The following is a 22,209-nucleotide window of genomic DNA, read 5'->3' as shown; positions in this document are numbered from 1 at the left end:
CCACCGCGCCGCCCCCAACGCTTATGCGGCCGCCTCGGGCAACCACCCCCCACCAACACCTCGGCGCAAGCGCTTGCTGCGCCCCTTCCTGCTCGCCTTTGCCGCCTTGCTGGTGGTGGTGCTGCTGGCCGCCTTGCTGGCCTGGCAATGGCTGGGGCGTGACGATTCGCTCGCCTACGTGCTGCAACGTGCGTCGCAGAGCCTGCCCGCAGGCCAGCAGTTGACAACCGAAGGCGTCCGTGGCTCCCTGCGGCGCGGCGGCCACATCGCGCACCTACGCTGGCAAAGCAGCACACTCAGCGTGAACGCGCAGGACATCGACCTTGGCTGGAGCCTCACGCCCCTGCTCAACAAGACCCTGCGCCTGGGCAAGCTCGAAGCGGCCCGCGTGGTCATCACGCCCCTGGCGCAGCCTGAGGTGGCAACACCGCCGCCGACGCCTTTGCAGCCACTGAACTTGCCGCTTTACATCGACATCCCCTTTGCCGTGCGCGAACTGGTCTGGGCTGCCGACAAGCCCTTCGACGCCAAAGCCCTCTCGGGCCGCTACCGCTACGACGGCGCCGCGCACCACCTCGAAGTTGCGGGCTTGGATCTGCCGCAGGGCCACCTCAGCGCCGATGTGCGAGTGGACGGCAAGGCGCCCATGGCAGTGGACGCCACGCTGCAAGCACAGTTGCAGGCCCAGCTTCCGAAAGGGGCAGCAGAGAGTGAACGCACGCTCGGCGTCCAAGTTGAAGCCCAGGCCAAAGGCACCCTGGCCGGCCAGGAGGCACGCATCGAACTGACTGCCAAGCTGCGCGCAGCGCCGCAAGAGGCATCGGCACCAAAAGACTCGGCGCCCATGCAAGCCGACGCCAGCGCCAGCATCGCGCCCTGGGCAGCCCAACCGCTGCTCACAGCGCAAGCCGATCTGCAAGGCGTCGACCTGGCAGTGCTGTCGCCCCAAGCCCCCACCACCTTGCTCAGCGGCCACGTCGCAGCCGGGCCAACGCCCGAAGGCTGGGACGTGGAAGCGACCCTCACCAATGCCCGCCCGGCCCCCTGGGACAAAAAGGGCCTGCCGGTGAACGCCGTCACGGCCCATGTGCACTTTGACGGCACGCAATGGAGCACCGAGGACGCCCGCGTCGACATCGGCAAGGGCACGCTGGCCTTGCAAGGCCGTTTCGCGCCAGCATCACAATCCTTCGCACTCAAGGCCCAGGTCGAACGCGTCGACCCAGCGCAACTGCACACCGCGCTTGCCGCGGCGCCACTGAGCGGCCGCGCCACGGTGGAAGGAAGCGCGCAAGACCTCCAATTCGAGCTGCAATTGGCCGCCAGCGGCGCGCGCAGCGCACGCAAGCGTGCGCCAGCAACCCTGCGCATCGACCGCGTGGCAGCGCGCGGCACCTGGAAAGGGGGCATGCTCCACCTGCCGCAAGCCGATATCGAGACGCTGCAGGCACAGGTCAAGGCGACCGACGTGCAGGTCGCCACCCTTCCTGCGCTCGCCATCAGCGGCAAGGTTCAGGCCAAGCTGCCTGGCACCAGCGCGCAAGCAGACGGCAAGCTTGCCGCGCACCTTGGCGCCGGTACGCTGCAAGTGCAATCGGTGTCAGCGGAGCAGACGCTGGCGTGGCTGAGAACCCTGCCTGGTCTCAACCAGCTCGCGCCGGGCTTTGCGGCGCGCGGCAGCGCCTCGCTCAATGCCCAATGGCGTGGCGGCTGGGAAGGCTTTACCACCTTGCCCAAAGTGACTACCGCTGCTGCCAGCAAAAGCGCCAATGCCCCGCGATTGCAGGCCACGTTCGACGCGCCGAAACTGCAGCTCGATCTGCCAAACGCGAAAGGCGCCGCACCCACCCAGATCGAACTGCACGGCATGCGCCTGCGCGCGGCGGGCAGCGCTGCCCGCGCCGAGATTTCGCTGCAAGGCGAACTGCGCCGTGACAAGCAAAGCGCCACCGTGCAGAGCAGCGTGGTCGCCAGCCTGCTGGAGGCCACCGACAAGGGCGCCGTCGCCGCGAATGCGCAGGTGCAAAGCCTGAGCGTGACGCTGCAAGACGGCCTGCACAAGGGCCGCTGGACCTTGCTGGCAGGCGCTCCTTTTGCCATTGAGGCGCGCCGCAGCATTGGAGGGGCGCTGAGTGCCAAGGTCGGCGCGGGCAGCGCCGCGCTCACCGCACCGGTGCCAGGCAAGGTCGCGCTGCGCTGGGAGCCGCTCGCATTCGCCCGTTCCGCAGGGGGCGCCGTGGCCTTGCGGACGCAGGGCGCCGTCACCGGCATTCCGCTCGCCTGGGCCGATCTGGTCGGCGCGCAGGACCCACCGCTGCTGAAAAAATTCGGCTTGGATACCGACCTCATCTTCGGCGGGCGGTGGGCCGTGGATGCGGGCGACAAGCTCAGCGCCAGCGTGCGCCTGCAGCGCAGCAGCGGCGACCTGCGCATTGCCGTGGAAGACGCGCCACCCGCCACCAGCGTGCAGAGCAAGGGCGACGGCGCCAAGGTCGACGCGGCTCTGCGCGAGCGCACGGACACGATTGCCGCCGGCTTGCGCAATGTCGCACTCACCGCAGAGGCCGAGGGCGACGCCCTGCGCACCGCCTTCACCTGGGACAGCGCGCAGGCCGGCGAGGTGCGCGCCGAGGCATCCACGCGCCTGCAGCACCAGGACGGCGGCTGGGTGTGGCCCGACAACGCAGCGCTGGCCGGCACCGTGCGCGCCAAGCTGCCGCAGGTAGGCGTGTGGTCGGTGCTGGCGCCGCCCGGTTGGCGCATCAGCGGCACACTCGAAGCCGACGCGGCACTCTCGGGCACGCGCGGCAACCCCCTGTGGAGCGGGCAACTCAGCGCCGACAAGCTCACCGTGCGCTCGCTGCTCGATGGCGTAGACCTTCAAGACGGCCAGCTGCGCGCCACGCTGGCCGGCAACCGCGTCAACATTACCGCGTTCAGCCTCAAAGGCGGGCGCGGCAGCAGCGCGCGAATCGCCGGCTTCAGCGGCAACCGCACACCTCCACCGGTGGACGGCGGCAGCCTGCAGGGCAGCGGTAGCGTGCAATGGGGCAGCAGCAGCGCAGCAGACCTGCGCATGGACTTCAAAGCCCGAGCCAACCAACTGCAAGTGCTGGTGCGCGCGGACCGCCAGGCCAGCGTCTCGGGCACGCTGGAGGCCACCCTGGGCGAGCGCCAGTTCACGCTGCGCGGCGACTTGCGTATCGACCGCGCCAGCATCCTCTTACCCGACGCCAGCGCCCCCAGCCTGGGTGCTGATGTGGTGGTGCACTCCAAGGCGCGCGACGCGGCGGCGCAAAAAAATGCCCAGCAAGCGGCCAGTGCCGCGCAGCGCGCAGACACCGTGCTGCCGCCCGACGTCGCCATCACCCTGGACCTGGGCGACGATTTCGCTTTCCAGGGCCAGGGCATCACCACGCGCCTGGAAGGCAAGCTCGACATCCGCAGCAGCTCCATGCCCCACACGCCGCCACGCATCTTTGGCGAGGTGCGCACCGTCGCCGGCCGCTACCGCGCCTGGGGACAGATGCTCGACATCGAAACCGGCCTGGTGCGCTTCAATGGCCCGTACAACAACCCCTCGCTCGACATCCTCGCGCTGCGCCCCAATATCGAAGTGCGCGCCGGCGTGCAGGTCAGCGGCAACGCGCTCGACCCCCGCGTGCGCCTGTACGCCGAGCCCGATTTGCCCGATGCAGAAAAACTCTCCTGGGTGGTACTGGGTCACGGCGCGGCCTCCGGCGGGGCCGAAGCCGCCGTACTGCAACAGGCCGCGCTGGCCCTGCTGGGCGGCAAGGGCGGCGGCGCGGGCGAGAAGGTCGCCAGCCGCCTGGGCCTGGACGAAGTCGGCTTCAAGGGCCCCGGTGCAGGCGAGGGCGCCACCGGCGCCGCCCTCACCTTTGGCAAGCGTCTGTCCAAGGACTTGTACGTCACCTATGAGCGTAGCCTCTCGGGCACGCTGGGTACGCTCTACATCTTCTACGACCTCTCCAAGCGCCTGCGCCTGCGCGGCCAAACCGGCGCCAGCACGGGGCTGGACCTCATCTACACCGTGCGCTACGAATAACGCCAGCGCCTACAATGGCGCCCCTCTCCTCGTAGTTCAATGGATAGAACGAGTGCCTCCTAAGCGCTAGATACAGGTTCGATTCCTGTCGAGGGGACCAAGCAGTCGTTTCATGACGCCTCGCAACACCTCGAAGACCCGCATGCTTCCTAGCATTGCGGGTTTTTTGTTGTCTCAAGCCACATCACACCGTAACAACCTACCGTTGTGTCCGAAAAAACTTGACCAGCACAAACGTCAGGCAATTCATCGTCAGCACAGGTGCTCGGAAGTAATCACATGAACGCCTGGCAGCGGATGAATCGCTGCATTTAGCAAAGCTTCGGCAATCTTCAGCGCGGGGTTCAAGCGCCATTTGCGGGGCAAAATGGGACTGAGTGCGGACAACACCGACACACTTACGCTTTCCCCCGCACGGGATTCTTGGCGATCTCCCCCGATCAATCCGGGGCGCACATGGGTGAGGGACGAAAATCCGAGTTGCTCCAGATCGCGTTCCAATGCTCCCTTCACCCGGCTGTAGAAAAATCGCGAAGACACGTCTGCTCCAAGAGCCGAATTCAACACGTAGGCGGGCGTGCCGTGCTTGCGGGCTAGCCGCCCAGCCTGAAACGGATAGTCGTGATCCACGCGGTGGAAGGCGTCTTGAGAGCCGGCCTTGGCCATGGTGGTCCCCAAGGTGCAAATGACCGCATCGGCTTGCCACCAAGACGCATCTTCGGGAAGCTGCCCAAAATCCACGACTGGCGCCTGCAGTTTGGGGTGATTGGGTAGATCCCTACGAGACGGTGCGACCACGCTGTCTACTCGTTCGTCAGCCAGCGCGAGGCGCAATACGTGGCTGCCCACCAGTCCTGTGGCGCCCACAAGCAAAAGAATCATTTTGCGTTCCTTTCAAATGTGAACACGTATCGAAACGGTAATCATGTTCCATGCAGGCCCACAATTGATCCGGCTTGGCAAGCAGTGTGACCATGAGTGCTTGATCAGTGCTTGACTTCCCACCATTGAGGCAGCGACGCACGCACCGAAGCGAGATGAAATCGGTCGTCGATCAGGCACACAAAACCTCGATCGGCCGGTCGAAGTATTTGCAGCCGGGCCGGCAACTTGACCGCCTGGAGTCGCTCGGTTGGCCCGGCGCTGTCGTTTCGCGTTGCCTGGGTGCTACGCATGCTTGCGTAGGGCATGCTTGCTACTTTAGAGCAAAGGAACGCACATGATTGAGGGATTGGTTTCCGGCCGACTGTACGGCCGGCCTGCAGAGCGGGTGGACAAAGCGGGCAAACCCTTTGCGGTTGCGAAGGTGCTCGCATCGGCCGGCGAAGGCGGCGACCTCTTTGTGAACGTCATCGCGTTTGATGCTGCACCCAGCGCTGCGCTGCTGGCACTGGACGACGGCGACAGCGTTGCACTGGCCGGAAGCCTCACGCCCAAGGTTTGGACCGACAAGCAGGACAACACGCGCCCCAGCGTCGATATGGTGGCCACCCAGGTGCTCACCGCCTACCACGTCGCCAGGAAGCGCACCGCGATGGAAGCCGAGCAGGCAGCAGACCGATGACTTCCCGCCAGAGCCCTTGAACTTTTCACACCCGACGCTCGCGGCGTACGCCAAAGCTGCATGGGGCCAGCAACACCGATCGATGGGCATCGCTCTTGGCCGCTTGGACAAGGGCGGGCCTCAATATCAACGTCACCAACTGGCCTAAACGTGCGCCAAAAGCAAAAAGGGCTTGCTTCTAAATAAATAGCAGCAAGCCCTTGTGACCATTGGCGGAGAGGGTGGGATTCGAACCCACGGTAGTATTGCTACTACGCCTGATTTCGAGTCAGGTACATTCGACCACTCTGCCACCTCTCCGCTCGAAGCCTGCGATTCTAGCAGGAGATTTTTCTGCCTACGGCAGCAAAACGTCGATTCCGCCCATATACGGCCGCAGCGCCTCGGGCACCTGCACCGAACCATCGGCCCGCTGGTAGTTCTCCAGCACCGCCACCAGGGTGCGCCCCACCGCCAGGCCCGAGCCGTTCAAGGTGTGCACCAGCTCGTTCTTGCCCTGCGCATTCTTGAATCTTGCCTGCAATCGCCGTGCCTGGAAGGCTTCGCAGTTGCTGATGGAACTGATCTCGCGGTAGTTGTTCTGGCCGGGAAGCCAGACTTCGAGGTCGTAGGTCTTGGCGGCGCCAAAGCCCATGTCGCCGGTACACAGGCTCATGACGCGGTACGGCAGGCCGAGCTTTTGCAGCACGGCTTCGGCGTGGCCGGTCATTTGTTCCAGCGCTTCATAGCTCTTTTCGGGATGCACGATCTGCACCATTTCGACCTTGTCGAACTGGTGCTGGCGGATCATGCCGCGCGTGTCCCGGCCGTAGCTGCCGGCCTCGGACCGGAAGCACGGCGTGTGGGCGGTGAGCTTGATGGGCAGCTGATCTTCAGCCACCACCACGTCGCGCACGAAGTTGGTCAGCGGCACTTCGCTGGTGGGGATGAGGTACAGCGCCGCGTTATCGGGCACGGGTTCGGCGTCCTGCCCGCCCTTTTGCGCGGCGAACAGGTCGCCTTCGAACTTGGGCAATTGGCCGGTGCCTTTGAGCGAATCGGCGTTCACCGCGTAGGGCACGTAGCACTCGGTGTAGCCGTGCTCTTGCGTCTGCAGGTCGAGCATGAACTGGCTGAGCGCGCGGTGCAACCGGGCAATCGGCCCTTTCATGACCGTGAAGCGCGAGCCTGAGAGCTTCACGCCCATGTCGAAGTCCAGCCCCAGCGGGGTGCCGACATCGACGTGGTCCTTGGGCGCGAAGTCGAAGCTGGGCAGGGTGCCCCAGCGGCGTACTTCCACGTTGCCCGCTTCGTCGGCGCCGACCGGCACGCTGGCGTGCGGCAGGTTGGGCACAGCCAGCAGCAGGGCTTGGATCTCGGGCTGGATCTGGTCGAGGCGCGCGGCCGACTGCTCCAGCTCGGCTTTGAGCGCGCCGACCTGGGCCATCACGGCATCGGCGCTTTCGCCTTTGGCTTTGAGCTGACCAATCTGCTTGGAGAGCTGGTTGCGCTGCGCCTGCAGCTCTTCGGTGCGCGTCTGCAGCGTCTTGCGCTCGGCTTCGAGCGCCTGGAAGGCCGCCACGTCAAGAAAGGGCTGGGGGTTTTTGCGGGTTTCCAGGCCGGCAATCGCGGTCGGAAGGTCTTTGCGGAGAAGGAGGATGTCGAGCATGCCGGGATTTTAGGCGGCGCCCCTTGAGGCTGGCTCCTTGGATGCCGATAACATGGCGCAAGGCACACGACGTGCGGGAGGAAGCCATGTTTTTTGTCTTTGGTCCTTCAGGGCAGATGCTACGGGGCGGCCCGGAGCAGATTTCCCGCATTGCATCCGTGCGCCGGGTGCGGCGTCCGCAGGCGCTGCGTGCCACCGGCCCGCGCGGGACGGCGCAGGCGGAACCCGTCACGCCCGCCGCGTACGACAGCGCCTTTGGCAGTTTGCGGGCACAGGACGCCGTCAGCGCCTATGCGCAGACCGACCAGGGGCCGGCCACGGTACGCCAGCCGCTCAGCCTGGTGAGCGATGTGATGACGCGCGGCGCACTGACGGTGCCCAGCGGCGCGCTGGTCAGCGAGGCCTGGGGCCTGCTGGCAGAGCACGGCGTGGGGCAGGCACCCGTGGTCGATACGCTGGGCCGCGTCATCGGCCTGCTGCTGCGCGCCGACATGGTGCCGCTGGAGCTGATTCCCAAACCGGGCGGCGTGCCAGCCGCCATTGCGCGGGCGCGCCGGCTGGTGGATGAGGTGATGGTCTCGCCCGTGCCCACGGCGTCTGCCGATACCGGCCTGCGCCGCGTCGCTTCGGTGCTGTTGGACACGGGCTTGCCCGGCCTGCCGGTCACCAACGAGCTGGGGCTGCCGGAGGGCTTTGTCTCGCGCACCGACATCCTGCGCGCGGTGGCGGCAGACCCGCCGCTTGATCTGTGGACCTGATTTCCTTGCCAAATCCAAGGTGCGCTTTGTCGGCCTCGCTTGCCGTAGGCCTGGGCCGTCTGCGCTTGGCCTTCGCGTTCACGCTGGATTTAGAAACGGGAAGGCGCAAAAACTTTAAGCAAAATAAGGCTTTAACGCTTATCCCATAAGCGCTGCCAGCTATCAAAACAATAGTTCAGGCCTCTTCGCCGGCCTCTGGCGCCGCACCGTCCATGCGCAGGCCCTTGGGCAGCGGGAACTTGATGGATTCTTCGATGCCGCTGAGCGTGCGCACCGACACCGCCCCCAGGGCCTTGACGCGCTCGATCACTTCGGCCACCAGCACCTCGGGGGCCGAAGCGCCAGCAGTCAGGCCCACGCGGGCGATGCCGGTGAACCATGCGGGCTGCAGTTCGTCGGCGCTGTCGACCATGTAAGCCGTAGTGCCCAGGCGCTCGGCCAGCTCGCGCAGGCGGTTGCTGTTGGAGCTTGTCGGGCTGCCGACCACGATCACCAGATCCACCTGCCGGCTCATCAGCTTGACGGCATCCTGGCGGTTCTGCGTGGCGTAGCAGATGTCCTGCTGCTTGGGTTCGCGCACCTGCGGGAAGCGCGCGCGCACGGCGGCCATGATTTCGGCGGCATCGTCCACCGACAGCGTGGTCTGCGTGACCACGGCCAGCTTCTCCTGCTGCACCGTTTGCACGCCGGCCACGTCCGCCACGTCTTCCACCAGGTGGATGCCGCCGTCGAGCTGGCCCAATGTGCCCTCGACCTCGGGGTGGCCCTTGTGGCCGATCATGATGAATTCGTAGCCCTCTTGCGCCAGCTTGGCCACTTCGACGTGCACCTTGCTGACCAGCGGGCAGGTGGCGTCAAAAATGTGGAAACCGCGCGCCTTGGCTTCTTCCTGCACCGCTTTGCTGACGCCGTGGGCGCTGAAGATCAGCGTGGCGCCGGGCGGAACGTCGGAGAGCTCTTCGATGAAGATCGCGCCCTTGGCCTTGAGGTCGTTGACCACGTAGGTGTTGTGCACGATCTCGTGGCGCACGTAGATGGGCGCGCCGAACTTGGCCAGCGCCCGTTCGACGATCTCGATCGCCCGGTCCACCCCCGCGCAAAAGCCGCGCGGCTCGGCCAGCAGGACTTCTTGCGGACTCATCATTTCAACACTCCATGGCACTGAGCACCGCACAAAAGGTTGGAAACCGACGCGATCAATGCCAGCAACCGCCGCGCAAGGGCCGACCCGCCGCGCTGGCGGTGTCCCCCTTCCCGTGCGCAGCGCGAGAGAAGGGGAAAGCGGCGCAGCCGCGCAGGGGGATGCCTCATAAAACGCCGATCACGTAGGCCTCGAAGCTCACGGCGCGGCCCGCCAGCGGGTGGTTGAAATCCACCAGCAGGGCGCGCGGGTCGCCCTCCTTGCCCACGCGCAGCACGGCGCCGGCGTAGGTGCCCTGGCCGTCGGGCGTGGGGAACTCGATGACCTCGCCGACGTGGTACTGCTCGTCAGGGTCGCCCACCTCGTCGAGCAGCTTGCCGGGCAACCACTGCTGCATTTCGGGGTTGCGCTCGCCAAAGGCCTCGCCAGCCGCCAGCTCAAAGGTGGTGCGCGCGCCCTCCTGCATACCGACCAGGCGCGCCTCCAGCGCGGGCGAGAGCTCGCTGTTGCCCAGCGTGAGCGTGGCCGGCTTGTCGTCGAAAGTGTTGATCACATCGCCAGCCGGGCCGGCCAGGCGGTAGTGAAGCGTCAGAAAGGAGCCTTGTTGAACGATTGCCATGCGTGCCTCTATAAACTGGCTGCATTTTAGGATTCCTGGAATTCCCACTCGGGAAAGTACCAATCCATGCCCCTCAAAGACCTCCCCGCCGACGCCCGCCCGCGTGAAAAACTGCTCGCACGCGGCCCGGCCGCGCTCAGCGACGCCGAGTTGCTTGCCCTGCTGCTGCGCACCGGCATCGTCGGCAAGGGCGTGCTGCAATTGGCGCAAGAGCTGCTTGATGCCCCGCGCACCTGCCCCGAAACCAGCCGCCCGGCAGGTGGGTTTGGCGGCATCGCCGGCCTGCTGCACGCCAGCATGGCGGACCTCTCGCGCATCAAGGGCCTGGGGCCCGCCAAACGCGCCGAGCTGGTGGCGGTGCTCGAACTCGCCCGGCGAGCCTTGGCCCAGCAGCTTCGCGAGCGCGAGGTGTTCGACTCGCCTGATGCGGTGGGCCATTACCTGCAACTGCACCTGGCGGCCAAGGGCCACGAAGTGTTTGCCGTGCTGTTTCTCGACAGCCAGCACCGGCTGATTGCCCTCGAAGAACTGTTTCGCGGCACGCTCACGCAAACCAGCGTCTACCCGCGCGAAGTGGTGCTGCGCGCCCTGCACCTGCAGGCCGCTGCCGTAGTGCTGGCGCACAACCACCCCAGCGGCAGCGTGCAACCGAGCCGCGCCGACGAGGTGCTGACGCAAACCCTCAAAAGCGCCCTGGCGCTGGTGGATGTGCGCGTGCTGGACCACGTCATCGTCGCACACGGCCAGTGGCTGTCGATGGCGGCCAAGGGGCTGGTGTGAGTCTGAGGCGCGAGCGCTTTCACGGCCTGGCCTCACTCGCCCAGCTCGCCCGCCACCTGCGCGAGCAGCAGGCGCTGCGCGCTGCGCAGGAGCAGGCCGCGCGCGAAGCCGCCGCCCGGCGCGAGGCAGAGCGCCATCTGTTTGCCCGCAGCGTGGGTGCGGTTACTGCGCTGAAAACCCGCAACCTGGCACACCTCGCACCGGCCCGGCCCGAGCCGCTGCCGGTGCAGCATTGGCTGGACGAAGCACAGGTGCTGCGCGAATCCATGAGCGACGAGTTCGACGTCAGCACCCTGCTCGACGTGGACGACCAACTGAGTTTTCGCCGCCCCGGCATCGGCACCGACGTGACCGCGCGCCTGCGCGCGGGCCGCTGGAGCATCCAGCGCCAGCTCGATCTGCATGGCCTGCGCGTTCATGAAGCGCGCGAAACGCTGGGGGAGTTCATCCGCCAGGCGCACAAGGCCGGTCTGCGCTGCGTGCGGGTGGTGCACGGCAAGGGCCTGGGCTCGCCGGGCAAGGCGCCGGTGCTCAAGAGCCGGGTACAGCGCTGGTTGGTGCAAAAGAGCGAGGTGCTGGCCTTCGTGCAGGCCAAGCCTGCCGATGGCGGTGCCGGCGCGCTGGTGGTGCTGTTGGCACCCGTGGGGCGGCGGCAAGTGTGAACTGCGCCGGCATAGGCCGGCGTGAAGGTTCCCGCAAAAAATATTAGCGTTTTAAGCCTCTAGCGATTATCCCATAAGCGATAGCAGCTATTATTTTTATAACATTTACAACCGTGCAAACGGGTCCACCAGCGACGCCAGCGAAGGCCCACTCGCTGGGGCCGCCGTGCCAGACGCCCCGTGCGCCCGCTCGGGCGGCTCATCCACCGGCGTCAGCGGCAGCGGCGCCATGCTGCGGCCATAAACACGCCGCACCCGGTCTTCCAGCGTAGGGTGCGAATCAAGCCGGCCAGCGAGGCGCGCGGCAAGCCCATCGCCCCAGCGCCCGTTGGTTTCCACGTCGACCAGCAGCATGTGTTGCACGCTCGGGTGCGCCAGGCCGCTGCGGCGTGATTCTTGCTGCCCGGTGCGCTCGGCCGCCTGGCGCTGGCCCATCACCTTGCGCAGCACGCCGCCCAGGCCGTTCTGGCTGCGCGTCCATTGCACGGCGCGGGCGTCGGCCAGGTATTCGCGCTGGCGCGAGACGGCTGCCTTGAGAATCCGCCCGGTGAGCCAACCCGCCAGGCCGGCCAGCATGATGGCCGAGCCAAACCACCAGGCCAGGCCACCGGATTCGCGCATTTCGTCGCCAAAGTTATAGACCAGCTCCAGCCCGAAGACCATACCCGCCAGCCGCATCTTCAGGCGCGTGTCGCCCTCGTGCAAATGGCTGAGTTCGTGCGCCACCATGCCCTGCATTTCTTCGCGCGTGAGGTGGCCAAGCGCGCCCTGGGTGACGGCGAGTACGGCATCCTGCTCGTCCCAGCCGGCGGCAAAGGCGTTGATGGCGTCCACACGCGGCAGCACCATGATTTCGGGGCGCGGCATCTGCGCCGCAAGGCACAGCTCATCGACGACGTTGGCCAGGCGCTGCTCGGCATGCGAGAGGCTGGGCCGCAGCTCGCGCGCACCGATGCGCTTGGCCAACTTGACACCGCCGGCGCGCAGGTTCGATGTCTCCACCCACCAGCCGCCCAGCACCAGCAGCAGCGACACGCCCACGTTGGCCACCAGAAAGCCCGCCGGAAACGGCAGGCGCACCGGCAGCACCAGCGCCATCAGCCACCAGGCAAGCACCAGCGAGGCATGCACGGCCAGCACCAACAGGACGGTGGCGACCGCGAACGCCAGCAGCAGGCGCCGCGTTTCGCTGCGCGCGTCGTGCTGCTGGTCCCAAAAGCGCATGCCAGGAAAAGTGCTTGATGTGCTTAAAACTGCACGCGCGGCGCCCGGCGCTCCTCGTCACTTTGCGTCGATGCCAGCATGGCGGCGGGGGCAAACCCGGCCAGCCGCGCGACGATGAGCGCGGGGAACCGCTGGGCGGCGTTGTTGAAGTCCAGCACCTGGTCGTTGAAGGCCTGGCGGGCAAAACCGACCCGGTTTTCGGTGCTGGCGAGTTCTTCGCTGAGCTGCTGCATGGTGGCATCGGCCTTGAGTTCAGGGTAGCGCTCGGACACGGCCATCAAGCGGCCCAGGCTCGCACCCAGCACGCCTTCGGCCATGGCCAAGCCGCCCACCGCGCCCGCGTTGGTGGGCGCTGCACGCGCCACGGCGGCTGCGCCCTGTGCCTGACCGCGCGCCTCGATCACGGCCTGCAGCGTGCTGGCTTCGTGCTGCAGATAGCCGCGCGCGACTTCCACCAGATTCGGAATCAGGTCGTAGCGGCGCTTGAGCTGCACGTCGATCTGGCCGAAGGCGTTGGCAATGCGGTTGCGCAGCTCCACCAGCCGGTTGTAAGCGGCAATGGCCCACCACACGAGTGCCGCCACGATGGCAAGAAGAACCCAGCCGGTTGTTGTCATGTTGCTCCCTCGCTTGGATATTCTGGAAGCCGCATCTTAGAGGCAAGCGCCGGGCAAGCCGAAAAAACAAGGAAAATAAGCCTCTAGCGCAATACCCATAAGCGCAAGCAGCTATGTAATTAATAGCTATTCCGGGGCGCTGCGCAGGGTCTCCACCACCGGCCGCGCCAGCACGTCGCGCAGCCCCCACCAACCCGCCAGCAGCGCCAGCACCGCACCGGCCAGGCTGCCGGCGAGCGGCACCAGGGGTGAGGCGGTCCAGGTGAAGCCAAACACGTAGTGCGCCAGGGCCCAGCCCACCACCACGGCCGCGCTACTGGCCAGCAGGCCGGCAAGCAGGCCAACGCCCGCCAGTTCGGCGCGCTGCACCTGGCGCAGCAGGCGGCTGCCCGCGCCCAGCGCCCGCATGATGGCGAATTCGCGCGCACGCTCTTCGCGCGTGGCGGTGACGGCGGCAAACAGCACCACCAGCCCGGCGGCCAGGGTGAAGACGAACAGGAATTCCACTGCACGAATCACCTGGTCGAGCACGCCTTGAATCTGTGCCAGCGTGGCGCCCATGTCCACATTCGTCACGTTCGGGAAGCGCCGCACCAATGCGTTGTCAAACCCCGGCGTCTCGGGCGCGCGGTAGGCGGCCAGGTAGGTGATGGCCACATCCGGCATCGCATCCACCGGGTACATGACGAAAAAGTTGGCGTGCAGCGAGCCCCAGTCCACCTTGCGCAGCGAAGTGATACGCGCTTCGGACTGAACCCCGCCCATATCAAAGCGCAGACGGTCACCCAGCGCCAAACCCAAGGTCTTGGCCAAGCCCTCTTCCACGCTGATGGCGCCGCTCTCGCCTGCCTTCCAGGCGCCCGCGACGATCAGGTTGTGCGGCGGCTGTACCGCGCTGTTGGACAGATTGAACTCGCGTTCGACCAGCCGCTTGGCGCGGTCGTCGGCAAAAGAGCCCTCCTCCACCGCCTTGCCGTTGATGGCCACCAGCCGGCCGCGGAACATGGGGTACCAGTCGTAGCGGGCCACGCCTGCGCCATCGAGCATGGCGCGAAAGTCCTGCGCCTGATCGGGCTGGACGTTGATGACAAAGCGGTTGGGCGCGTCCGGCGGTGTGGCTTCGCGCCAGCTGGCGATCAGGTCGGTGCGCAGCAGCACCAGCAGCACCAGCGCCAAAAGCCCCACGGCGAGACTGCTGACCTGCACCACCGCATAGGCCGGGCGGGCGGAAATCTGCCGCGTGGCCAGCACCAGCCAGCGCGGCGCCGTGGCCTCGTTCACGGTGCGGCGCAGCAGGCGCACCGCGAGCCAACTGAGCAGCGCAAACAGCAGCACGGCAGCGGCAAAGCCGCCGATGGCAATCAGGCCCAGTCGCAGGTCGCGGCTGACCACCAGCAGCAGCGCGGCAAAGCCCGCGACGCCAATCCCGAGCACGGCCAGCGACGCGGGCCGTAGCGCCCCCACGTCGCGACGGATGACGCGCAGCGGCGGCACCTGGGCGAGCTGCAGCACCGGTGGCAGGCCAAACGCGAGCAACAAGGTCATGCCCACACCGACGCCGAGCAGCGCCGGCCAGATGCTGGCAGCCGGCAGGCCGGCCGTCACCAGGCCAGAGAGCAAATAGACAAAGGCGTAGTGCACTGCAAAACCCAACGCTACGCCCAGCACGCTCGCCAGCAGGCCGACCAGCGCGAATTCGGTGGTGTAGCTCGCGGCAATGCGCCGCTGGCTCTGGCCGAGCACGCGCAGCATGGCGGACGCATCAAGATGGCTGGCGGCAAAGGCACGTGCCGCCAGCGCCACGGCCACCGCCGACAGCATGGCGGCCAGCAGCGCCACGAGGCTGAGGAAGTTCTGCGCGCGCTCCAGCGTCTGCTTCATGTCGGCGCGGCCGGAATCCAGCGATTCCACGCGCATGCCGCGCATGCCCGGCTGCTGCAACTGCGCATCGACAAAGGCCTGGAACTGGCGCACCGGCGCCGCTGCGCCTGCCACCACCAGCCGGTAAGTGACGCGGCTGGCCGGCTGCACCAGGCCCGTGGCGGCGACGTCGGCTTCGTTGACCATGACGCGCGGGGAAAAGCTCATGAAGCCCGCGCCGCGGTCAGGCTCCAGCGTGATGATGCGGGCAATGCGCAGGCTGGCGTCGCCCAGCAGCAGCGGGTCGCCCAGATTCAGACCCAACGCGTCCAGCAGCGAGGCGTCGACCCAGGCCTCACCGGGCACAGGAATCTCGCGCGTCGGCTGTCCGGGAACATTGGGCGCATCGGCCACGCGCACGCTGCCGCGCAGCGGGTAGCCCAGCGTCACGCTCTTGAAGGCCACCAGCCGGCTGGCGCCGCCCTGCGCGTCGTCGGCGCGCGCCATGGTGGGAAAGCTCGCCGTGCGCACCATGCGCAGGCCCAGCGCCCGGGCACGCTCCACGATGGCAGCCGGCGTGGGGTGGTCGCTGGCCACCACGAAATCACCGCCGAGCAGTTGCAGTGCGTCGCGCTGCAAACCGCCCTGAAGACGGTCGGCAAAAAAACCGACCGCGGTCAGTGCGGCCACGGCCAGCGTGACCGCCACCATCAGCAGCCGCAGTTCACCGGCGCGCAGGTCGCGCAACAGGGTGCGCCAGGCCAGGCGGGCAAAGGAAAGATTCATGAAGCGTGGAAAAGAGAGAAATTTCAAACGCGCCCCTGGCCAAATTCCCCGACCAGCTCGGGTTGCAGCTCCAGCCGCTCGGCGCCGGTATAGCAGACAAAACGCCGGTTGGTGGCGCGGCCAATCGCGCAAAGCCCCAGTTGCGCGGCGACGGCATGTCCCATCTGGGTCATGCCGCTGCGCGAGACGACGATGGGCACGCCCATCTGGGCCGATTTGATGACCATCTCACTGGTCAAGCGGCCCGTGGTGTAGAACACCTTGTCGCCACCCTGCACCGTATGGGGCTGCATCCACATCCAGCCGGCAATGGTGTCGATGGCGTTGTGACGGCCGACATCCTCGACAAACACCAGCAGCTCGCTGCCCCGAAACAGCGCGCAGCCATGCACCGAGCCGGCCGATTTGTAGGTGCTTTCCTTGAGGCGGATGGCGTTGACCAGACCGTAAAGCTCGCCCTGGGTGATGCGCGCAGGCGGGAGGACAATGCTGGCAACGTCGTCCATCAGTGCGCCAAACACGCTGCCCTGGCCGCAGCCGGTAGTGACGACGCGGCTGGCGGTGCGCTCTTCGATGCGCTCTATGCCACGCCGCGTCTTCACCGCCGCAGCCCCCACGTCCCAATCCACCGTGATGGACTCGATGTCCCTCGCATCGGCCACCAGCCGCTGGTTGCGCAAATAGCCGAGTACCAGCAGCTCGGGGTGCGCGCCCAAGGTCATCAGCGTGACGAGCTCGCGCTTGTCGACGTACAAGGTCAGGGCGCGCTCGGCGGGAATGTGCACAAGCTCTGTCTCGCCCCGCTCGTTGACAGCTTCGACAGCGTGCGTGAGCGGCGCATGTGCATCAGTCAAGCGCGGCAATTCGCCACCATTTAGCGCAGTTGCGAGCGGCTTGGAAATGGCGGGCGCGTGTGTCATGGCCTCAGCGTAGCGCCATTTGCGCCGCGCCGACGCTCGCCGCGTGCAATGCCCTCAGGATTTGGGCGCCGCCTGCATCGGTTGGGTTGGCGCGCCCGTGCTGGGCGGGCTGCTGGCATTGCCCGTTGGCGAGTGGGCGCCAGAGGCTTCCATGGGTTTTTCGGCGGGCGGCGTATAGGCAAACGGCCCCGGTTGCACACAGGCAGGCATGGCAGACGCATCGGCTTGCCGGGGTTTGCCAAACTTGGCGGCAATGCGGTCCTGAACCTGGCATAGCTGGAATGCGTCCATCTGGCCCGCCCATTTGGCGCGCGCGGCGCTCTCTGCGGCTTTGGCAGCCACCTCGGGTGCCGGAGGTGGGAGTTTGGCCCAGGCCGAACCGATCAGGGCAGACAATGCAAGCAACCAAAGTGTGCGTTTCATGGCGGAGCTCTCCAGGTTCAAGCCTGCAACGGGGCAGCGGGCCGCTCCGGTGCAGGGGCGCCGTCGCCGCTGCGCTGCGCCGGAATGCGGCCGGCACGGATGTCATCGGCCCACAGCTTGTGGTGTTCCAGGGCCCAGCCCTCGGGAACATAGCCGGTTTTCATCGCGCGGTAGGCGCCGCGCATGCCGATGGTGCCCATGTAAATGTGGCCGATGAGGAGCGCCACCATCCACAGCGCCAAACTGGCGTGCAGCATGTGCGCGATCTGCATCTGGCCGCGCAATTCGCCGAACCCCGGAATCAGCTTGTCAAGCACCAGACCCGAGCCGACGACGAAGATGCCGGGAATCGTGATGCCCCACCAGAACAGGCCTTTCTCACCGGCGTTGAAGCGGTGCGAGGGCACTTGCGCGTCGCCGAGCAAGCCGCCGAGTTTCATCAGCCAATGGAAGTCAGCCCGATTGGCAATGTTGTCCTTGACGAAGGTGAGGACGATGATGGCCAAAGACACGGCGAACAAGGGCCCCATGAAGTTGTGCACGTATTTCAGCGCATACGCGAGCCAGCCCGCGAGGGACAGGCCCAGCACGGGCAGCAGGAAAAACTTGCCGAACGCCATCACCAGGCCCGAGGTGGCCAGGGCCACGAAGGCAAAGGCGTTGGACCAATGCGCAGCGCGCTCAAAGGGGGTGAAACGCTCGAACTTGCGCTCCGACTCGGGGTGCACGTGGCCGAGCGGGCCTTTGGCCAAGAAGAACAGGGCCAGGGCCAGCACCACGATACCCAGCAAGGCCGCGCCGTACGGAAGAATCCAGCGGTTGCGCACCTGCCGCCAGGCTTCTCCGGCGTTGGTCTCGCGCATGAAGGGGTAGTCCACAAAGCCCTGAATGAGGTTGCCTGCTTCCGGTGCCTGGCTGGCCGGGAGGCTGCTGTAGCCGGTAATGCCGCCCGACACCTGGCGCCACATCGGCGCATTGTTGCCTGGCTGCACCTTGGCGCGCTCCCCATTGGTTTGGTCGCGGTAGCCCGGCTCCGTGCTGGCGTCAGGCTGCACGTCAAAAATGTTCTGGCTGCGGATGGCGCCAGCGGCAGCTTGGCTGGCCGACCCACTTGGCGCAGGCGCCGCCACACCTACTGGGCCTGACTGCTGGCTCCCCGCAGGAGACGCAGCCGCCGGCTGCGCAATACCCGGCGTAACCACCAGTGCAGCCGTGGCAAATACGAGGGTCGAGAGGAACTGGTTCATGGCCCGCCTCCCCTCACGGCATGCGCGAATAGTCGTTCTGGCCACGCTGCATGCGCGCACGCAGGTGCTGCTCCCAGCTGTTCTTGTCCCCCACCTTCCAGCCCGCATCGACAAACGCATCCTTCGCGCCTTCGTATGCGGCGGTGTCCAGCGTCCCTCGGTTCGCCTGAGGCCGCTCGCCACAAGCGCTCAGGGCCGCAAGGCACAAACCCGCCGCGAGACAGACAGAGAGTCGGCTCATGATTGGCCTCCTTCCGCTTTGTGCTGGCCATTTCCCTGGCCTTCACCCTGGCCCTTGTGTTGGGCGCCATAGGCGGTGCCCCAGCCCCAGATTTCTGCCCCCTTGCCGCGCTGCACGACGCGGGTGCGGAAGATATCGGCCACCACATCGCCATCGCCGGCCAGCAAGGCCTTGGTGGAGCACATTTCGGCACAGGCTGGCAGCTTGCCCTCTGCCAAGCGGTTGCGGCCGTATTTTTCAAACTCCGCCTCGCTGCCACTCACTTCCGGGCCGCCAGCGCAGAAGGTGCATTTGTCCATCTTGCCACGCACGCCGAAGCTGCCTTGCGACGGGAACTGGGGTGCGCCAAAAGGACAGGCGTAGCTGCAATAGCCGCAGCCAATGCAAACATCCTTGTCGTGCAGCACCACGCCTTCGTCGGTGCGGTAGAAGCAATTGACGGGGCACACCGCCATGCAGGGCGCGTCGCTGCAATGCATACACGCGACGGAGATGGATTTTTCCCCCGGCACGCCGTCATTGAGCGTGACCACACGGCGGCGGTTCACGCCCCAGGGGATCTCATGCTCGTTCTTGCACGCCGTGACGCAGCCGTTGCACTCGATGCAGCGCTCGGCGTCGCAGATGAATTTCATTCTTGCCATTGCTGTCTCCTGCTGGCGGGCGGGCCGGTTACGCACGTTCCACGTTGCACACCGTGGTCTTGGTTTCCTGCATCATGGTCACGGAGTCGTAGCCATAGGTCGTGGCCGTATTGACGGCCTCGCCGCGCACCACGGGGTGCGCGCCATCGGGGTAGTACGCCAGCATGTCCGCGCCCTGCCAGCGGCCCGAGAAGTGGAACGGCATCCAGCAGGTGTCGGGCCCCACGCGTTCTGTCACCAGGGCCTGGACGTTGAGCCGGGCCCCGGTGGGGGAACTGAGCCAGACGCGGTCGCCGTTGCGGATGCCGCGATCGGCCGCAGCCTTGGGGTTGATCTCGACAAAGGCCTCTTGCTGCAGTTCGGCCAGCCAGGGATTGGAGCGGGTTTCCTCGCCCCCGCCTTCGTATTCGGTCAGGCGGCCCGAAGAGAGGATGAGCGGGAATTTCTCGTACACCTTTTCGGCGACGTTCTTGTCCTGGAGGCTTTTGTAGAGCGTGGGAAGGCGCCAGAAATTGCGCTTGTCGTCGTGCGTGGGGTACTTGGCGACCAGATCCGGGCGCGTGCCGTAAATCGGTTCGCGGTGCAAGGGAATCGCGTCAGGGAAGTTCCACACCACGGCGCGCGCCTTGGCATTGCCGAAGGGGTGGCAGCCATGCACCTGCATGACCACACGCTGTATGCCGCCCGACATGTCGGTTTTCCAGTTCTTGCCCTCGGCCGCCTGCTTTTCAGCATCGGTGAGATCGTTCCACCAGCCGAGCTTCTTGAGCAGCACATGGTCGAACTCGGGGTAACCGGTGGTGATGTCGGCACCCAGCGAATGCGAGCCGTCTTCGGCCAGCAGGTTGACGCCGTCCTTTTCCACGCCAAAGTTGGCGCGAAAGTTACCGCCGCCGTCCATGACGTGCTTGCTGGTGTCGTAGAGGTTGGGGCTGCCGGGGTGCTTGAGTTCGGGCGTGCCATAGCAAGGCCAGGGCAGTCCGAAGTAGTCGCCGGTGAAGTCGTAGCCGGTTTCCTTGTCCTTGCCACCGCGCGCCTTGAGCGTTTTCACGTCAAACACGCCCATGTTGCGCATGTGCGCCTTGAGGCGCTCAGGGCTCTGGCCGGTGTAGCCAATGGTCCACATGCTGCCGTTGATTTCGCGCAGGATGTCCTCGATCACGGGCTCATCCTGGCCCTTGACCTTTTGCATCTTGTAATTCTTGACCAGTTCCGGCCCAAAGCCCAGTTTCTGTGCGAACTGGTACATGATCATGTGGTCGCTGCGGCTCTCCCACAGCGGCTCAATGACCTTTTCGCGCCATTGCAGGGAGCGGTTCGACGCCGTCACCGAGCCACTGGTCTCAAACTGCGTGGCGGCCGGCAACAGGTACACCGCGCGGTTGGGGTTCAGGTCTTCTGGCTTGCCCGGCATGGCGGCCATGGCGGCGGTGGCTGAGGGGTACGGGTCCACCACCACCAGCAGGTCGAGCTTGTCCATGGCGCGCTTCATCTCCAGACCACGCGTCTGCGAGTTGGGCGCGTGGCCCCAAAAGAACACGCCGCGCAGGTTGGAGTCCTGGTCGATGAGCTCGTTCTTTTCCAGCACGCCATCGATCCAGCGCGAAACCGTAAGGCCCGATTTGGTCATCATGGCCGGGCTGGCAAAACGCCCCTTGATCCACTCATAGTCCACGCCCCAGGCTTTGGCGAAATGCTTCCATGAGCCTTCGGCGACACCGTAGTAGCCCGGCAGAGAGTCAGGGTTCGGGCCAATGTCGGTCGCACCCTGCACGTTGTCGTGGCCACGAAAGATGTTGGCACCGCCGCCGCTCTTGCCAACGTTGCCCAACGCCAACTGCACGATGCATGAGGCGCGCACCATGGCATTGCCAATACTGTGCTGCGTCTGACCCATGCACCACACCAGCGTGGACGGGCGATTCTTGGCCATCATCTCGGCCACACGCGCCATCTGCTCTTCCTCGACGCCACAGGCTTCCTCGACCTTGTCGGGCGTCCATTTGGCCATCACCTCGGCCTTCACGGCGTCCATGCCGTAAACGCGGTCGTGCAGGTACTGCTTGTCTTCCCATCCGTTCTTGAAGATGTGGTAGAGCAGGCCGAAGAGGAAAGGAATATCGGTTCCCGAGCGGATGCGCACGTACTCGTCGGCCTTGGCTGCCGTGCGGGTGAAGCGCGGGTCCACCACGATCATCTTGCAACCCATTTCCTTGGAGTGCAGCATGTGCAGCATGCTGACAGGGTGGGCTTCCGCCGCATTGGAGCCGATGTACAACGCGCACTTGCTGTTTTGCATGTCGTTGTACGAATTGGTCATGGCGCCGTAGCCCCAGGTGTTGGCTACGCCGGCCACCGTGGTGCTGTGGCAGATGCGCGCCTGGTGGTCGCAGTTGTTGCTGCCCCAGAAACTGACGAACTTGCGCAGCAGGTACGACTGCTCGTTGTTGTGCTTGGACGAGCCCACGAAGTACACGCTGTCTGGGCCGCTGGCCTTGCGCAGCTCCTGCATTTTGGCAGTGATCTCGCTCAGCGCCGTGTCCCAGCTGATGCGTTCGTATTTGCCGTTCACCAGCTTCATCGGATAACGCAGCCGGTATTCGCCATGGCCGTGCTCGCGCAAAGCAGCCCCTTTGGCGCAGTGCGCGCCCATATTGATGGGCGAGTCAAACACCGGTTCCTGGCGCGTCCAGACACCGTTTTCCACCACCGCATCAACCGCGCAACCCACCGAGCAGTGCGAACACACCGTGCGGCGCACGACGATGCCGCTCTTGTCGCCGCCAGCAGCAGGGGCATCGGCGGCATCGGCCTTCTTGATCAGGCTCAGCTGCGCAGCGGCCAGCCCCACGCTCACGCCCAGACCCGAGCGGCGCAGAAAGGCGCGGCGGTCCATGGTAGGGATGGCGTGCGCAAGGCCGCGGCGCAGGCTGTGAACAAAAGGCGATTCAGCGGCTACCAATGCGCCTGAGGAAGGAACTTTTCGGGTCAACAACATGCTGCACTCCG

The 22,209-nt window shown here is 65.9% G+C and carries 18 protein-coding genes and 2 tRNA genes; 6 read left to right on the top strand and 14 right to left on the bottom strand.

Going from position 1 to position 22,209, the window contains the following annotated elements:
- A partial coding sequence (locus AC07ZH_RS16550; RefSeq protein WP_495200596.1) for a translocation/assembly module TamB domain-containing protein occupies nucleotides 1-4,066 on the top strand: 4,066 nt, incomplete at its 5' end.
- 25 nt (nucleotides 4,067-4,091) lie between these two features.
- Nucleotides 4,092-4,166, top strand: a tRNA-Arg gene (locus AC07ZH_RS16545).
- A gap of 152 nt (nucleotides 4,167-4,318) precedes the next feature.
- On the opposite strand, the gene AC07ZH_RS16540 is transcribed toward AC07ZH_RS16545, so the two are convergent.
- On the bottom strand, nucleotides 4,319-4,948 hold the full coding sequence (locus tag AC07ZH_RS16540; protein WP_495200595.1) for a Rossmann-fold NAD(P)-binding domain-containing protein: 630 nt from the start codon (nucleotides 4,946-4,948) through the stop codon (nucleotides 4,319-4,321).
- Between the two features lie 337 nt (nucleotides 4,949-5,285).
- On the opposite strand from AC07ZH_RS16540, the gene AC07ZH_RS16535 reads away from it, so the two are divergent.
- Complete coding sequence (locus tag AC07ZH_RS16535; protein WP_495200594.1) at nucleotides 5,286-5,630, top strand: single-stranded DNA-binding protein; 345 nt, start codon at nucleotides 5,286-5,288, stop codon at nucleotides 5,628-5,630.
- A 210-nt stretch (nucleotides 5,631-5,840) separates the two neighbouring features.
- Here the strand turns inward: AC07ZH_RS16535 and AC07ZH_RS16530 are convergent.
- A tRNA-Ser gene (locus AC07ZH_RS16530) sits at nucleotides 5,841-5,930 on the bottom strand.
- 37 nt (nucleotides 5,931-5,967) lie between these two features.
- On the bottom strand, nucleotides 5,968-7,278 hold the full coding sequence (gene serS, locus AC07ZH_RS16525; RefSeq protein WP_495200593.1) for a serine--tRNA ligase: 1,311 nt from the start codon (nucleotides 7,276-7,278) through the stop codon (nucleotides 5,968-5,970).
- A gap of 86 nt (nucleotides 7,279-7,364) precedes the next feature.
- Between serS and AC07ZH_RS16520 the strand changes: the two genes are divergently transcribed.
- Nucleotides 7,365-8,036, top strand: a complete 672-nt coding sequence (locus AC07ZH_RS16520) for a CBS domain-containing protein (protein WP_119109453.1) — start codon at nucleotides 7,365-7,367, stop codon at nucleotides 8,034-8,036.
- Nucleotides 8,037-8,211: 175 nt separating this feature from the next.
- On the opposite strand, the gene ispH is transcribed toward AC07ZH_RS16520, so the two are convergent.
- Entirely contained in the window at nucleotides 8,212-9,180 is a 969-nt protein-coding gene (gene ispH, locus AC07ZH_RS16515; protein WP_495200592.1) for a 4-hydroxy-3-methylbut-2-enyl diphosphate reductase, read from the bottom strand.
- 163 nt (nucleotides 9,181-9,343) lie between these two features.
- A complete protein-coding gene (locus AC07ZH_RS16510) occupies nucleotides 9,344-9,796 on the bottom strand; it encodes an FKBP-type peptidyl-prolyl cis-trans isomerase (RefSeq protein WP_495200591.1) in 453 nt (150 codons plus the stop codon).
- 66 nt (nucleotides 9,797-9,862) lie between these two features.
- Between AC07ZH_RS16510 and radC the strand changes: the two genes are divergently transcribed.
- Together radC and AC07ZH_RS16500 are read left to right on the top strand one after the other, a co-directional pair.
- Nucleotides 9,863-10,576, top strand: coding sequence for a RadC family protein (radC, locus tag AC07ZH_RS16505; RefSeq protein WP_119108878.1), 714 nt, complete (start codon nucleotides 9,863-9,865; stop codon nucleotides 10,574-10,576).
- Entirely contained in the window at nucleotides 10,573-11,238 is a 666-nt protein-coding gene (locus AC07ZH_RS16500; RefSeq protein ID WP_495200590.1) for a Smr/MutS family protein, read from the top strand. The genes radC and AC07ZH_RS16500 overlap by 4 nt, the downstream gene beginning before the upstream one ends.
- A gap of 105 nt (nucleotides 11,239-11,343) precedes the next feature.
- On the opposite strand, the gene AC07ZH_RS16495 is transcribed toward AC07ZH_RS16500, so the two are convergent.
- The 9 genes from AC07ZH_RS16495 to AC07ZH_RS16455 form a co-directional block, all read right to left on the bottom strand.
- On the bottom strand, nucleotides 11,344-12,462 hold the full coding sequence (locus tag AC07ZH_RS16495) for a M48 family metalloprotease (RefSeq protein WP_495200589.1): 1,119 nt from the start codon (nucleotides 12,460-12,462) through the stop codon (nucleotides 11,344-11,346).
- A gap of 23 nt (nucleotides 12,463-12,485) precedes the next feature.
- Nucleotides 12,486-13,079 carry a LemA family protein gene (locus AC07ZH_RS16490; protein ID WP_495200588.1) on the bottom strand — a complete coding sequence of 198 codons (594 nt, stop codon included), beginning with the start codon at nucleotides 13,077-13,079 and terminating at the stop codon, nucleotides 12,486-12,488.
- A gap of 126 nt (nucleotides 13,080-13,205) precedes the next feature.
- Nucleotides 13,206-15,725 carry an ABC transporter permease gene (locus AC07ZH_RS16485; protein WP_495200587.1) on the bottom strand — a complete coding sequence of 840 codons (2,520 nt, stop codon included), beginning with the start codon at nucleotides 15,723-15,725 and terminating at the stop codon, nucleotides 13,206-13,208.
- A 23-nt stretch (nucleotides 15,726-15,748) separates the two neighbouring features.
- Complete coding sequence (locus AC07ZH_RS16480; RefSeq protein WP_495200586.1) at nucleotides 15,749-16,645, bottom strand: formate dehydrogenase accessory sulfurtransferase FdhD; 897 nt, start codon at nucleotides 16,643-16,645, stop codon at nucleotides 15,749-15,751.
- Nucleotides 16,646-16,699: 54 nt separating this feature from the next.
- Entirely contained in the window at nucleotides 16,700-17,068 is a 369-nt protein-coding gene (locus tag AC07ZH_RS16475; protein WP_495200585.1) for a hypothetical protein, read from the bottom strand.
- A gap of 17 nt (nucleotides 17,069-17,085) precedes the next feature.
- Nucleotides 17,086-18,315, bottom strand: a complete 1,230-nt coding sequence (locus AC07ZH_RS16470; protein WP_495200584.1) for a formate dehydrogenase subunit gamma — start codon at nucleotides 18,313-18,315, stop codon at nucleotides 17,086-17,088.
- 13 nt (nucleotides 18,316-18,328) lie between these two features.
- Nucleotides 18,329-18,556, bottom strand: coding sequence for a hypothetical protein (locus AC07ZH_RS16465; RefSeq protein WP_495200583.1), 228 nt, complete (start codon nucleotides 18,554-18,556; stop codon nucleotides 18,329-18,331).
- Nucleotides 18,553-19,200 (bottom strand): formate dehydrogenase FDH3 subunit beta, encoded by a 648-nt coding sequence (gene fdh3B / locus AC07ZH_RS16460; RefSeq protein WP_495200582.1) that lies wholly within the window; start codon nucleotides 19,198-19,200, stop codon nucleotides 18,553-18,555. The genes AC07ZH_RS16465 and fdh3B overlap by 4 nt, the downstream gene beginning before the upstream one ends.
- Before the next feature lie 28 nt (nucleotides 19,201-19,228).
- Nucleotides 19,229-22,198, bottom strand: coding sequence for a formate dehydrogenase subunit alpha (locus AC07ZH_RS16455; RefSeq protein WP_495200581.1), 2,970 nt, complete (start codon nucleotides 22,196-22,198; stop codon nucleotides 19,229-19,231).
- Nucleotides 22,199-22,209 lie beyond the last annotated feature (11 nt).

The organism is Simplicispira sp. GW247-4R2A (assembly GCF_059424465.1).
The sequence above is the reverse complement of the archived record's forward strand: the minus strand, read 5'-3'. Positions and strand labels throughout refer to the sequence as shown.

Excerpts from the sequence above, each read along its gene's own strand:
- AC07ZH_RS16540 (WP_495200595.1), bottom strand. The coding sequence starts at position 4,948 with ATGATTCTTTTGCTTGTGGGCGCCACAGGACTGGTGGGCAGCCACGTA.
- AC07ZH_RS16535 (WP_495200594.1), top strand. The coding sequence starts at position 5,286 with ATGATTGAGGGATTGGTTTCCGGCCGACTGTACGGCCGGCCTGCAGAG.
- serS (WP_495200593.1), bottom strand. The coding sequence starts at position 7,278 with ATGCTCGACATCCTCCTTCTCCGCAAAGACCTTCCGACCGCGATTGCC.
- AC07ZH_RS16520 (WP_119109453.1), top strand. The coding sequence starts at position 7,365 with ATGTTTTTTGTCTTTGGTCCTTCAGGGCAGATGCTACGGGGCGGCCCG.
- ispH (WP_495200592.1), bottom strand. The coding sequence starts at position 9,180 with ATGATGAGTCCGCAAGAAGTCCTGCTGGCCGAGCCGCGCGGCTTTTGC.
- AC07ZH_RS16510 (WP_495200591.1), bottom strand. The coding sequence starts at position 9,796 with ATGGCAATCGTTCAACAAGGCTCCTTTCTGACGCTTCACTACCGCCTG.
- radC (WP_119108878.1), top strand. The coding sequence starts at position 9,863 with ATGCCCCTCAAAGACCTCCCCGCCGACGCCCGCCCGCGTGAAAAACTG.
- AC07ZH_RS16495 (WP_495200589.1), bottom strand. The coding sequence starts at position 12,462 with ATGCGCTTTTGGGACCAGCAGCACGACGCGCGCAGCGAAACGCGGCGC.
- AC07ZH_RS16490 (WP_495200588.1), bottom strand. The coding sequence starts at position 13,079 with ATGACAACAACCGGCTGGGTTCTTCTTGCCATCGTGGCGGCACTCGTG.
- AC07ZH_RS16485 (WP_495200587.1), bottom strand. The coding sequence starts at position 15,725 with ATGAATCTTTCCTTTGCCCGCCTGGCCTGGCGCACCCTGTTGCGCGAC.
- AC07ZH_RS16480 (WP_495200586.1), bottom strand. The coding sequence starts at position 16,645 with ATGACACACGCGCCCGCCATTTCCAAGCCGCTCGCAACTGCGCTAAAT.
- AC07ZH_RS16475 (WP_495200585.1), bottom strand. The coding sequence starts at position 17,068 with ATGAAACGCACACTTTGGTTGCTTGCATTGTCTGCCCTGATCGGTTCG.
- AC07ZH_RS16470 (WP_495200584.1), bottom strand. The coding sequence starts at position 18,315 with ATGAACCAGTTCCTCTCGACCCTCGTATTTGCCACGGCTGCACTGGTG.
- AC07ZH_RS16465 (WP_495200583.1), bottom strand. The coding sequence starts at position 18,556 with ATGAGCCGACTCTCTGTCTGTCTCGCGGCGGGTTTGTGCCTTGCGGCC.
- fdh3B (WP_495200582.1), bottom strand. The coding sequence starts at position 19,200 with ATGGCAAGAATGAAATTCATCTGCGACGCCGAGCGCTGCATCGAGTGC.
- AC07ZH_RS16455 (WP_495200581.1), bottom strand. The coding sequence starts at position 22,198 with ATGTTGTTGACCCGAAAAGTTCCTTCCTCAGGCGCATTGGTAGCCGCT.